Source organism: Tenacibaculum insulae (genome assembly GCF_964512435.1).
GTDB lineage: Bacteria > Bacteroidota > Bacteroidia > Flavobacteriales > Flavobacteriaceae > Polaribacter > Polaribacter insulae_A.
This window is the reverse complement of the sequence record NZ_OZ208512.1, coordinates 2,233,872-2,247,500: the sequence shown is the minus strand read 5'-3', so window position 1 is coordinate 2,247,500 and position 13,629 is coordinate 2,233,872. Positions and strand designations below refer to the sequence as shown.

The 13,629-nt window shown below is 32.8% G+C and carries 11 protein-coding genes and 1 rRNA gene (1 of these 12 cut by a window edge); 1 reads left to right on the top strand and 11 read right to left on the bottom strand.

The window, feature by feature from the left end; all coding sequences use genetic code 11:
* The 11 genes from ACN5J5_RS10375 to ACN5J5_RS10325 all read right to left on the bottom strand — a co-directional run.
* Nucleotides 1-1,096: ribosomal RNA gene (locus tag ACN5J5_RS10375) — 16S ribosomal RNA — on the bottom strand; it reaches 424 nt to the left of the window's first position.
* A 739-nt stretch (nt 1,097-1,835) separates the two neighbouring features.
* Nucleotides 1,836-2,573 carry a DUF4294 domain-containing protein gene (locus ACN5J5_RS10370; protein WP_418644836.1) on the bottom strand — a complete coding sequence of 246 codons (738 nt, stop codon included), beginning with the start codon at nt 2,571-2,573 and terminating at the stop codon, nt 1,836-1,838.
* 105 nt (nt 2,574-2,678) lie between these two features.
* Complete coding sequence (locus ACN5J5_RS10365; protein WP_418644835.1) at nt 2,679-3,932, bottom strand: aminotransferase class I/II-fold pyridoxal phosphate-dependent enzyme; 1,254 nt, start codon at nt 3,930-3,932, stop codon at nt 2,679-2,681.
* A 136-nt stretch (nt 3,933-4,068) separates the two neighbouring features.
* The gene (locus ACN5J5_RS10360) at nt 4,069-6,285 is read right to left on the bottom strand and encodes a molybdopterin cofactor-binding domain-containing protein (protein WP_418644834.1); all 2,217 of its coding nucleotides are present in this window, start codon (nt 6,283-6,285) and stop codon (nt 4,069-4,071) included.
* A 10-nt stretch (nt 6,286-6,295) separates the two neighbouring features.
* On the bottom strand, nt 6,296-6,757 hold the full coding sequence (locus ACN5J5_RS10355; protein ID WP_418644833.1) for a (2Fe-2S)-binding protein: 462 nt from the start codon (nt 6,755-6,757) through the stop codon (nt 6,296-6,298).
* A gap of 136 nt (nt 6,758-6,893) precedes the next feature.
* Complete coding sequence (locus ACN5J5_RS10350) at nt 6,894-7,367, bottom strand: hypothetical protein (RefSeq protein ID WP_418644832.1); 474 nt, start codon at nt 7,365-7,367, stop codon at nt 6,894-6,896.
* Between the two features lie 81 nt (nt 7,368-7,448).
* Nucleotides 7,449-8,636 (bottom strand): enoyl-ACP reductase FabV, encoded by a 1,188-nt coding sequence (fabV, locus tag ACN5J5_RS10345; RefSeq protein WP_418644831.1) that lies wholly within the window; start codon nt 8,634-8,636, stop codon nt 7,449-7,451.
* A gap of 77 nt (nt 8,637-8,713) precedes the next feature.
* A complete protein-coding gene (locus ACN5J5_RS10340) occupies nt 8,714-9,661 on the bottom strand; it encodes a phosphoribosylaminoimidazolesuccinocarboxamide synthase (protein WP_418644830.1) in 948 nt (315 codons plus the stop codon).
* 90 nt (nt 9,662-9,751) lie between these two features.
* Nucleotides 9,752-11,206 (bottom strand): bifunctional metallophosphatase/5'-nucleotidase, encoded by a 1,455-nt coding sequence (locus tag ACN5J5_RS10335; RefSeq protein WP_418644829.1) that lies wholly within the window; start codon nt 11,204-11,206, stop codon nt 9,752-9,754.
* Nucleotides 11,207-11,259: 53 nt separating this feature from the next.
* Nucleotides 11,260-11,637, bottom strand: a complete 378-nt coding sequence (locus tag ACN5J5_RS10330; protein ID WP_418644828.1) for a DUF2200 domain-containing protein — start codon at nt 11,635-11,637, stop codon at nt 11,260-11,262.
* A 51-nt stretch (nt 11,638-11,688) separates the two neighbouring features.
* Nucleotides 11,689-12,642, bottom strand: coding sequence for a PhoH family protein (locus ACN5J5_RS10325; protein ID WP_418644827.1), 954 nt, complete (start codon nt 12,640-12,642; stop codon nt 11,689-11,691).
* A 119-nt stretch (nt 12,643-12,761) separates the two neighbouring features.
* Here ACN5J5_RS10325 and ACN5J5_RS10320 point away from each other — a divergent pair, with 119 nt between their 5' ends.
* Complete coding sequence (locus tag ACN5J5_RS10320; protein ID WP_418644826.1) at nt 12,762-13,625, top strand: SAM hydrolase/SAM-dependent halogenase family protein; 864 nt, start codon at nt 12,762-12,764, stop codon at nt 13,623-13,625.
* Nucleotides 13,626-13,629: the final 4 nt, after the last annotated feature.

Genomic DNA, 13,629 nt, shown 5'->3' with positions numbered 1-13,629 from the left:
TGCGCTCGTTATAGGACTTAACCTGACACCTCACGGCACGAGCTGACGACAACCATGCAGCACCTTGTAAAGTGTCCGAAGAAAAAGCTATCTCTAGCCCTGTCACTCTACATTTAAGCCCTGGTAAGGTTCCTCGCGTATCATCGAATTAAACCACATGCTCCACCGCTTGTGCGGGCCCCCGTCAATTCCTTTGAGTTTCAGTCTTGCGACCGTACTCCCCATAAGGGATACTTATCACTTTCGCTTAGTCACTGAGTCGAAACCCAACAACTAGTATCCATCGTTTACGGCGTGGACTACCAGGGTATCTAATCCTGTTCGCTCCCCACGCTTTCGTCCATGAGCGTCAGTATATACGTAGTAGACTGCCTTCGCAATCGGTATTCTAAGTAATATCTATGCATTTCACCGCTACACTACTTATTCTATCTACTTCCGTATAACTCAAGTCAACCAGTATCAAAGGCAGTTCCGTCGTTGAGCGACGGGATTTCACCTCTGACTTAATTGACCGCCTGCGGACCCTTTAAACCCAATGATTCCGGATAACGCTTGGACCCTCCGTATTACCGCGGCTGCTGGCACGGAGTTAGCCGGTCCTTATTCTTACAGTACCGTCAGTTATCTACACGTAGATAAGTTTCTTCCTGTATAAAAGCAGTTTACAACCCATAGGGCAGTCATCCTGCACGCGGCATGGCTGGTTCAGAGTTGCCTCCATTGACCAATATTCCTCACTGCTGCCTCCCGTAGGAGTCTGGTCCGTGTCTCAGTACCAGTGTGGGGGATAATCCTCTCAGACCCCCTACCTATCGTTGCCATGGTAAGCCGTTACCTTACCATCTAGCTAATAGGACGCATAGTCATCTTGTACCGATAAATCTTTAACTAATTTGTGATGCCACTAATTAGCATTATGGAGTATTAATCTTCATTTCTAAAGGCTATCCTCCTGTACAAGGCAGATTCTATACGCGTTACGCACCCGTTCGCCGGTCGTCATCTGCAGCAAGCTACAATGTTACCCCTCGACTTGCATGTGTTAAGCCTGCCGCTAGCGTTCATCCTGAGCCAGGATCAAACTCTTCATTGTATATTTTAAATAATATTAATGAATAAGTTTCAAAAGAATTTGTTCTAACGAATTAGAACGTGGTTATTCTACTCTTTGTTTACGCTGTCAATTTCAATATTTTCAATGAACTTGGCGAGTCGCCAATGACAAGTATTATCTCATCTCTTTAACTCAACCTTTTTTGTAGAAATGTTAGACTTGAACTAACTGATTTTTTTTACCTAAAACCATTCCAAAATCCCTCTGATCGTTTCGCTTTCTTAAAGCGGTTGCAAATCTACAAACTATTTTAAAACTGACAAATTGTTTTTGAAGTTTTTTTAATTTATTTTTTTTGCAATATTTACATGAACTTTCGTCTTTAAAACGGACTGCAAAGATACTCTCTTTCTTTCAATTTAAACAAGTAAAAATTAACTTATTTTTAATCTTTTTTTGACCATATCTTAACCCTTATCTTAATGAACTTTGCTAAATTCTAAACACTCGTTTTTCCCTTAGCGGGTGCAAATATAGATTCCTTTTTTAACATAACAACTGCCTTTTCTATCTTTTTTTTGAATCATTGTTTTCTAAGGAGTTAACATTAAATTTGCCTTTAAAATTGTTCTTCGCGCGAGGGATTGAACGACATGTTTGAGCTCTTTTTGCTTGACAAAGCTAAAAAGCGAGCAGTGAAAGCCCGACAATTTTTGTAGAAAATTGACGCGCCATGAAAATAGCTCTCATATATATTGTATTAAAAATGCTTTTGCAACTACTTTTTAATGCGCTTTTTCTTTTTTAATCGCTTTTTACGCTGCTTCGCAAACATCTTTTTATAAAAATCTACATTTATAAAACCGCGTCCCTTTGAAACTATCGATTTATATTCTTTTTTTAATTTGGGTTCTTGATATTCTAATGCGTCATCTATAAACGCTCGTTGCAAAACATCTTCTATTAAAAAATCTTCATTATTTACTTCTGGAAGATATTCTGACTTTAATGACAGCTTAAACATATTGGCTGTTGTATTATACCAAAAAGCCTTCCACCCGCTACGTAATTCCTTTACATTATTGAAAGCTGTTTTACCAGATTGACGATGAATTAATTTTAACAATAATCGACCTTCAGTTCTTGTTAATTTTTTTAAAGGTTTTGTTAACTCTTCTTCTAAATATTTTTGAGTTTTTTTTACAAACTTTCGTTTTTTTCTTTTTGATTTAATTTTTGATAAACGAACATTTACGCTGTCAATTCTTTTTATAGCTAATACCGCATAAGGATAAGCTTTAAAAACTTTTCGTTTAAACCAATAATAATAACGTGCATCTGATTTTTCTTTATACTTATGTTTTGGCAAAACAGCAACTTCATTTAAAGTAATCATTAAACTATCGCCATCTTTTACCAAAAAATATTCATCATTAAAGTTTGGGAGCGTGTCTTTTATTTGTCCCATTGAAATAGAAACAAATAACATTATATATATGTGTGCAAACTTTTTCATTAACTTTTGATTACCAAAAAGGATTCCAAATGTATTCGTTTCTTTTTTAAAACAAAAAAACTCATGAAATATTTCATGAGTTTTTTTTATCTTTTTATATAATTGTTATTCAGCCATAATAGCTTCTGCTATTTTTTTATAAGTTCCGTTTTCTAACTTTTCTCGTATTGCTGAAAACGCAACAATTGTTTCATCTACATCTTCTTGCGTATGACGTGCTGTAGGAATTAACCTTAAAATAATTAATCCTTTAGGAATTACAGGGTATACAACTATTGAACAGAACACTCCATGATTTTCACGTAAATCTTGAACCATAGCCATTGCTTCTGGAATTTCTCCTTTTAAATACACAGGAGTAATACATGTTTGCGTAGTACCTAAATCGAAACCTGCATCACGTAAACCTGACTGCAAGGCATTTGTGATTTTCCATAAATTCTCTTTTAACTCTGGCATGGTACGCATCATATCTAAACGCTTTAAAGCACCTTTTACCATTGGCATTGGTAATGATTTTGCAAACATTTGAGATCGCATATTGTACTGTAAATACTGAACCACATCTTTATCTCCAGCAAAAAATGCTCCGATACCTGCCATTGACTTTGCAAATGTTGCAAAATAAACATCAATACCATCTTGCACTCCTTGTTCAAAACCTGTTCCTTTACCACCTTCACCTAATGTTCCAAAACCATGAGCATCATCAACTAATAATCTGAAATTATATTTTTCTTTTAAAGCTACAATTTCTTTTAAACGACCTTGCTCTCCACGCATTCCAAAAACACCTTCAGAAACTAATAGAATACCTCCACCAGTTTTTTCGGCCATTCTTGTTGCTCTTTTTAAGTTCTTTTCGCAACTTTCAATATCGTTATGACGATACACAAAACGCTTACCTGCATGCAAACGAACTCCGTCTATAATACATGCATGCGTATCCATATCATACACAATAATATCATCTTTATTTACCAAGGCATCAATAGCCGAAACCATACCTTGATAACCAAAGTTTACTAAATAAGCAGCTTCTTTATCAACAAACTCAGCACATTCTTGCTCTAATTGTTCATGATATTTTGTATGACCAGACATCATACGTGCTCCCATTGGGTATGCTAATCCATCTAACGCTGCAGATTCTCCATCCACTTTTAAAACCTCAGGATGGTTTGCTAAACCTAAATAATCATTAATACTCCAAGTAACTACTTTCTTTCCGTTAAAAGACATTCTGTTAGAAATTGGCCCTTCTAATTTAGGGAACACAAAATATCCTTCTGCTTTATCTGCCCATTTACCTAAAGGTCCTTTATCTTCTTTAATTCTTTCAAATAAATCTTTTACCATTATTACTTTTGTCGTTTAATATCCTGCGAAATTAATGCTTTTTTAAGAGATTTTCAAATTGATAACTACTTCATTTAATTCCCAAAAAAAAGACACCTAAATAGGTGTCTTTTTTCTATGAAATATTTCTAAAACACTATCCTTTTATTGATGTCTTTAACTCGTTGATAAACGGTTGTTTATACAACCTATTACCCATTGCTTTATAAATTGCATTTGCTACCGCTCCGCCTGCAGGTGGTAAACCAGGTTCTCCTAAACCTGTAGGAGATAATTCATTTTTAACAAAATGCACCTCCACTTTTGGAGTTTCCTTCATTCGTATTAAACGGTAGGTATCAAAATTTTTGTTGGATGGCTTTCCCTTATCAAAAGTTAAATCTCCATACATTGCATGTCCAATACCATCTAAAACTCCTCCTTGAATTTGATTTATAGCTCCGGTTGGGTTTACTACAATTCCGCAATCTACCGCAGCAACAACTTTAGTTACCACTGGCAAACCATCTTTTAAAACCACCTCAGCAACTTCCGCAACATGTGTATTGTGACTATAATACGCTGAAAAACCTTGATAAACGCCTTCTTTCGATTTTCCCCAACCGCCTTTTTCGGCAGCTAATTTTATCGTATTCTCCATTCGTTCACCTGAATATTCAATTTTTTCATCTGTAGAATTTTTAACATTTTGTAACAATTCTAAACGCAATTGTACAGCATCAATATTTAACTCTTGAGCTACTTCATCAAAAAAAGATTGCTCTGCAAACGCTAAAAAATTAGTGTACGGTGCTCGCCAAGCACCTGTAGTAACATTGCTTTTAGCACTTTTTATAGACACTTTATAATTAGGAATACATCCCGCAGGAAAAAAATGCGGAATTAATCCATACATATTACCATTAATTGCGGCTTCTTTTAAATGATAACCTGTAATTTTATTGTCTTTTATTGCTGCTGCAATTCTATATTTAATCGCCGGACGATAAATACCGGTTGTCATATCATCTTCCCTTGTTGAAACTACTTTTATTGGTTTTTGAATGGCGTTAGATATTTCAGCCGCTTCGTACACGAAATCTCCGTATAAACGACGTCCAAATCCCCCTCCCATTCGTGTCATATCTACCTGTACTTGATTTATATCTCTACCTAACATTTCAGAAACAGCCAAAGCTGCATATTCTGGTGTTTGTACCGGCCCTACTAAATGCACTTTTTCAGGAGTTACACTTGCATAAAAATTCATCGGTTCTAAACAGTTATGCGGTAAAAAAGGAGAGTGATATGTTTTTTCGATCACTTTATCTGCCTCTGCAAAAGCTTTTTTAATATCACCATCTTCTCTACCAACATTAAAATCTTCTCCGTTTAAAATGTTATTCAGTTTTTTATTTTGAACCTCTGTACTTTCTAATTCATTTTCAGTTTTCCAAACTGCTTTTATCGCTTTTTTTCCTTTAATGGCTGCCCAAGTATTTTCTGCAATTACAACTACCTTATCAGTTTCTGACATTTTAAAAGTCCAGTTAGATTTACCAGAATTTAAAAAATCTCTTACTTTTTCACCAATAGTAATCACTTTTAGCACCCCTTTAATTTTTTCGGCTTTGGAAGCATCAAAAGAAGCTAAAATTTGCCCAAAAGCTGGTGGACGCAATACAGAAGCATATAACATTCCTTCTGTTTTATAATCTAATCCGAATAAAGGTTTACCTGTAACAATTTTATCTAAATCTACATTCGTAGCATTTGTGCCTATAATTGTAAATTCGGAAGATTTTTTTAAAGTTACATTTTCTGGAACTTCCAAAACGGCAGCCTCTTTAACGACCTCTCCATATCCTAATTTTTCCCCTTTTGCATTTGTAATAACTCCTTTTGAAGCTTTACAAGTTGCAGCTTTAACACCCCATTTTGTTGCGGCAGCATTTACCAACATTTGTTTAGTTGTTGCCCCAGTTTGACGTAAAGCATCCCAACCAAAACGAATAGATTGACTCCCTCCTGCAAGCTGGCGCTTATAACTTTTGGTATTTAATGACGCTTGAGCAACATGAACTTTATCCCAATCAACATCTAATTCTTCAGCAATAATCATTGGCATTGCTGTTTTTACTCCTTGTCCGATTTCTGGATTTGGAGAATAGATTGTTACATAACCATCATCTGAAATTTTAATAAAAGCATTAAAATCGTTAAAATTTAAATTTTCTATATCAACCGATGGTTTTACATTAGGTTTACAAGCCGTAAAAAGGTTAAAACCAATCATAATACCTCCACTTGCAATTACCGATGTTCTTAAAAAATTTCTTCTACTGAACGTTAATTTATTTTCTTGTGTGCTCATCGTTTTATTTTTAAGACATTTTTTTTGCTGCAATTCCTACCGCTTTTTCTATTCTATTATACGAAGCACATCTACATAAATTACCATGCATTGCTTCGCGAATTTCTTCTTCGGATGGATTTGGGTTTTCCTTTAAAAATGAAGCTGCAGTCATAATTTGTCCTGCTTGACAATATCCGCATTGCGGAACATCAACTTCTTTCCAAGCTTCTTGCAACGGATGGTTTCCATCTGCCGATAAACCTTCAATTGTAGTAATTTCTTGTGTATTTAACATTGATACTTTTAATTGACAACTTCGCATTGCTGCACCGTCTATATGAATCGTACAAGCACCGCACTCCTCAATTCCGCAACCGAATTTAGTTCCTACTAAATTAAGCTCATCACGTAAAACCCATAATAAAGGCGTGTCGGCATCCGCAGAAAAAGAATGAGATTTTCCGTTAATTTTTAAAGTGTAATTTGGCATTTTGGTTGTTTTAATTTTTACCCGATTAAGTTACGTAAAAATTCTTAGCTTTTCTCCTACTACTTAATAGCTTCTATATATTATGCGCTATTACATGTTTTTTTAAACTAGATTCAGAATAGCATTCAACCATTTTTTAAGATAATTTTTCTAGCTCTAGGCGATAATCGTACTGTAAATCTTCGTGCAATTTTAATAAAAGTTTTTCTATCAACTTAATTTGAGTTACTAGAATATTTTGCAATCTCGGACTTCTTTTTATTGATGGTTTTATGTTTTTTAACTTTATACAGAAATAAATCAATAGCGCTATTTCAGTTTCTTTATTTTTTGAAAATCGAATGTACTTTTTGGTGCTTGTTAATATTTTACGAACGCTTTTTCTGATAAAAAAATAGCTTTTTGTATTAATCGCCTCAAACAAATCATCCATTTCGTTTTTTACACCTAAAATGTAACGTTCTTCATCATGAGATTCAAACAATAAATAAGTTAACAGCTCTTTGTTTTCTTTTTTAAAACGCGCTAATTTTAAACACAATTCTAATAATTCTGCTGAATTTTGATGTTTTAACTCGTCTTTTATTATTTTAATTGAAGCAACTTTCATAGTTTTATTTAAAACTTAAATATAATTAAAAAACCTCATAGACATTATATCTATGAGGCTTTGAATTTATTTTTTATTGATTTATTGAATACTCGGAATGTTAACCAACTCGTTTACATCGGCATCATAATCTACTCCTGTAACTTTAAATCCGAATAATTTAAAAAATTCATTACTGTAACCTTCTAAATCTCCTATTTCAGCCAAGTTTTCTGTGGTAGCTTTTTTCCATAATTCAGAAATTTCTGCTTGTACATCTTCACGCATTTCTAAATCATCAATTCTAATTCTTCCTTTAGCATCTAAATCTAAACTTCCGCCAAATAAACGCTCACTATATAAACGTTGAATTTGCTCAATACAACCTTCGTGAATTCCTTTTTCTTTCATCACTTTAAATAATAATGAAATATATAACGGAATTACCGGAATTGCAGAACTTGCCTGCGTTACCAATGCTTTATTTACTGAAACATAAGCACTACCTTTAATCGATTTTAAATCATCAGAAATTTTAAAAGCCGTTGCTTCTAAATCGTCTTTTGCAGCACCAATTGTTCCGTTTCTGTACACAGGTTTTGTTACCTCAGGTCCGATATACGAATAAGCGACCGTTGTTGCGCCTTCTGATAATAAGTTTTCTGCTTGCAAAGCATCCATCCACATTTTCCAATCTTCACCACCCATTACTGTTACTGTGTTTGCAACATCTTCTCCTTCGGCAGGATTGATAGAGATTTCTGATACATTTCCTGTATGAAAATCTACTGTTTTATTGGTAAACACTTCTCCGATTGGTTTTAAAACCGACTTAAATCGTTTTCCTGATGTTGGATGTGTTCTTACTGGTGATGCTAAACTGTAAATTACTAAATCTATCTGACCTAAGTCTTCTTTAATTAGCTTTACAACTTGCTCTTTTATCTCGTTAGAAAACGCATCTCCGTTTATACTTTTTGCATATAAACCTGCTTTTTGGGCTTCTTTTTCAAAAGCAGCTGTGTTGTAAAAACCTGGTGAACCTGGTCTTCCTTCAGTAGCTGGTTTATCAAAAAATACTCCAATTGTTGCAGCATCTGAACCAAATGCACTTGAAATTCTTGATGCCAATCCAAAACCAGTTGATGAACCGATTACTAATACTTTTTTTGCGCCTTCTATTTTCCCTTTAGATTGTACATACGCTATTTGATCTTTAACATTTTGCGCACAACCTGTTGGGTGCGATGTTAAACAAATAAATCCTCTAGTTCTTGGTGCTATTATCATTGTTGTTTGTTTTATTTTTAACTGCTTTTAAAATAAACTTCAAAAAAAGTTTTTCCGTTTGCAGTTAATATTTTTTTTTAGGAATTTAAAAACTCCGTTACGTTTTTTTCTATTCTTTCCAATACATTTTCTGTTGATGCTTTTACAAATACTTCGCCTGTAATTTGCTCATACAATTCAATATATCTATTTGAAATCTCAATAACTTTTTCGTCAGACATTTCAGGAATTTGCTGTCCGTCTTTTCCTTGAAATCCATTTTCAATTAACCACTGACGTACAAATTCTTTTGATAATTGTTTTTGAGGTTCTCCTTTTTCTTGACGCGCTGCATATCCATCAGCATAAAAATAGCGAGAAGAATCTGGTGTATGAATCTCATCAATTAAAACAATTTTTCCGTCTTTCGTTTTACCGAACTCATACTTAGTATCTACTAAAATCAATCCGCGAGAAGCAGCTATTTCTGTTCCTCTTTGAAACAATGCTCTGGTATATTTTTCTAAAACAATGTAATCTTCTTCAGAAACAATTCCTTTTGATAAAATTTCTTCACGAGTTATATCTTCATCATGATCGCCATTTGCTGCTTTTGTAGAAGGCGTAATAATTGGTGTTGGAAATTGATCGTTTTCTTGCATTCCTTCTGCCATAGTTACACCACATAAAACTCTTTTACCAGCTTTATATTCGCGCGCTGCATGTCCAGACATATATCCGCGGATTACCATTTCTACCTTAAAAGGCTGGCATAAATAACCTATTGCCACATTTTCATCTGGATTTGCGTGTAACCAATTCGGAACAACATCTGCTGTATCGTTCATCATTTTGGTTGCAATCTGATTTAAAATTTGCCCTTTAAAAGGAATTTGACGTGGTAATATTACATCAAAAGCTGATAACCTATCTGAAGCTATCATTACTAAAAGTTCGTCATCAATATTATAAACTTCACGGACTTTACCTTTGTAAACCGATTTTTGCTTCGGAAACTGAAAATTAGTTTCGTTAATTGTATTCATTGTTTTTTGTGTTGTGTTGTTGGTTGCAAAAATATGTTATTTATTCTTCTTTTTATTTTTTTATCAAAAAGATTAAAATAGCATTATTTTTTAATTAGAATATCTAAAAAAGTTACCACACTGCGGATAATTAACTTCAGAATTTATGTTTTGTAAATAATATATAATTGACTCTGCAGCAGAAAGAGCTTGAATGGTATTATCTACAGGAAAATAGCTACCATGAACAGCTGGTATATAATCGTTTAACCCAACGGAAACTGTAGTTGTATCATCCATAACAACTCCGGATGCATCTTTTATCTCAACAGTATTTCCTACTTGAGTTATTTGAATTCCTGAGTAATAAAATCCGGATTGAGAGCCTATTAAAAAATCTTTTATTTGTTTTATTGTCATTTCATACTTTACGGTACCATTATTAAAAGGTTCGATTGTATAAATTTCGTTTTTGGTAATATCTCCTTGATCTAACGAATTTCTTACACCTCCTGAATTTTGAAAAGAAACATCAACATTCATCGTATTTTTTATTGCATCAGCATAAAAACAACCAACTTTATGTTTTTCATGATTTATAACCGAATTACCAACAACTTCTTTTAAATCTGGTAAATTATTATAATTATCAATACTATTTTTAAGGCTTTGATCGTATTCAGTTACCTGATCTAAATTAATTAAGCTGTAGTTAATTGCTGTAATTTTTTTATTTTTTACTGATAACTCTATCTTTCCTAAATTTTTTAAATAAGAACCTGATTGATAAATCGGAATTCCGTTTTCTGTTGTATTTATTTCTTGATGAGAATGCCCTCCGATAATTAGATCGAAAAAAGGAAATTGATTAGCTAATTGCACATCTCCTAATCCGTTATTTACAGAATGCCCTAAGTGAGTTAAAGCTATAAAAACATCAGAATTTTCACTTTCTTTTACATCTTTAAACTTTCCTACCACATCTTCAGGGCGTTGAAAAGCAAAGTTTTTAACTCTCCATGGATGTGTAGACGGAATTGTAGCATTGTCTTTCCCGTTTGTTTCAACCAAACCTAAAAAAGTAATTCTTAAACCTTCTTTTTCTATCGTATAATATTCTTTTGGCTGTGGTACATCGGTTGCTAACATATCTACATTTGCACAAACCCATTTAAAATTAGCTTGATTTATTCTTTCTTTAAGAGTTGCCTCACCATAATCAAACTCGTGGTTTCCTAATACTGAGATATCAAAACCAACTTTATTCATAATATCAATCATCGGATATCCTTGCCCGTCTTTATAATTATCTACCACAGGGCTACCAGAAAACATATCACCACTACAAGCTACAATTACATTATTTGTTTCTTTTTCTTTATCGACTATGTATTTAATTTTTGCAAAATTATCTAATCGCGCATGCTGATCGTTTACAAAAAATAAAGTTATTTTCTTTTCTACATTATCGTTTTTAACCTCACTATTTTCTTCTTTTGAAGAACATGAAATCAGTAATAAAATAAGGATGTAATTAAAAAAATATCGTGTTAATTTGTTTTTCATTTTTTATCTCTTTTAATCTAAAAAAGTGTTATTTTTAATGTTAGATGGTTATTTTATTGCTTTTCTTTTCGTAAAATCTTCTCCATTTTTCGTCCTCTAGCTAATTCATCTATAAGTTTTTCCATACGTCTGCATTGTTTATACAATTCAAATTCATCAGCTATTTCTTCAATTCGATAACCACAAACAACTCCTTTAATTAAATGAGCGTTAGTATGTATTTTTGCTTTTTTAAAAAATGTTTCAAAAGTTACTTTCTCATCAATAAGTGTTTGTAAAGTATCTGTATCAAAACCTGTAAACCATTCTATTACTTGGTTTAGTTCTTCTTTTGTTCTTCCATTTTTCTCTAATCTATTCAAATAAAGAGGATAAATAGTTCCAAATATCATATTGGCTACTTTTTCATTTTTCTCGGTAGTAACTTCCATCTTATTTTTATTTTTTAATAATTATAAAAAGCAATTATTTTTTTCCTCATACTAATCTGTTTCTATACTTTTATATGCCTTAATTATACTTTTTATCAATCGGTGGCGCACCACATCTTTATCATCTAAATACACCATACCTATGCCTTTAATATCCTTTAAAGCTAATAACGATTCTTTTAAACCTGAAATTTGTTTGCGAGGTAAATCTATTTGCCCAGGATCTCCTGTAATAATAAATTTAGCATGCATTCCCATTCGGGTTAAAAACATTTTCATTTGGTTATGTGTTGTATTTTGTGCTTCATCTAAAATAACAAAAGCGTTATCTAACGTTCGTCCACGCATAAAAGCCAAAGGTGCTATTTGTATAACTCCTTTTTCTAAATATGACTCTAACTTTTCATGCGGAATCATATCTCGCAACGCATCGTATAAAGGTTGCATGTACGGGTCTAGTTTTTCTTTTAAATCACCAGGAAGAAATCCTAAGTTTTCGCCAGATTCTACGGCAGGTCGTGTTAATATTATTCTGCGAACTTCTTTTTCTTTTAACGCTTTTACCGCCAAAGCAACCGCTGTGTAAGTTTTACCTGTTCCTGCTGGACCAACTGCAAAAAGCATGTCGTTTTTTTGCATTAAATCAACCATTTTACGTTGATTGGTCGTTTGGGCTTTTATTAATTTACCATTAACACCATGTACTAAAACGCCTTCAATCTTACCAGATTTTCGAATTTCTTCTTCTTTTCCTGTTGATGTTAAAATACGTTCGATACTGTTTTCATCTAACTTATTGTACTTGTTAAAATATTTAATAAGCATTGCTAAACGTTTTTCAAATTCGTTTAAAATTTCAGGTTCACCGTAAATTTTAAGTTTATTTCCTCTCGCTACAATTTTAACTTTCGGAAAATATTTTTTTAACTGAGTTAGCGTGCTGTTTTGGGCTCCGAAGAAATCGTTTGGGTCGATTTCTGTTAATTCAATAGTGCGTTCGTTCAATTGATAAATATTTTATTTTATTCAGTTTAAAAATAATGATTATTTTTATTGAATTATGTAGTTTTGCTATAAATTTTAGCACAATTCAATAACCTACTAATAAACAAGTAATTAAATTAATGTCTCTAATTACATTAACTACCGATTTTGGAATAAAAGACCACTTTGTAGGGGCTGTAAAAGGGGCTATTTATAGCGAGTTACCCGAGGCTAAAATTGTAGACATTACGCATCATATTACTCCGTTTAACATTACCGAAACTTCGTATATTTTAAAAAATGCATATAAGAGTTTCCCTGATAAAACCATCCATATTGTTGGGGTAGATTCTGAATTAAGTGTTGATAATAAACATATAGCGATTGAATTAGATAATCATTATTTTATTTGTCCTGATAACGGATTAATATCAATGATTGCATCAGAAATAAATCCCACAAAAATTGTTGAAATAAACATTCACAATCATATTAAAACAAGTTTTCCTGTTTTAGATGTTTTTGTAAAAGTAGCATCGCATATTGCGCGGGGTGGTAGTTTAAGTGTTATCGGTAAAGAAACAACTGCTTATAAAAAAATTATTGAAATACAGCCAAAAATAAATCAGGCTCAAAATATTATTATTGGCGGCGTTATTTATACTGATAATTATGGCAACGTAATTACCAATATTAGCAAAAAGTTATTTAATAATATTGGTAAAGGAAGAATGTTTACGATTACTGCTAAACGTAATTATTTTAAAAAAATACACAACGGTTATAACGAAATTGTAAATTACACTATTCCTGAAGAAAAAAGAGGTTTTGATGGCGATAAACTTGCCTTATTTAATTCGGCAGGATTTTTAGAAATTGCTATTTACCGAAGTAATATAGACAATGTTGGTGGTGCCTCTACCTTATTAGGATTAAAATACAGAGACACCATTACCATAGAATTTGAAACAATTGATTCACCCGAATTTATCACTATAAATTAATTAT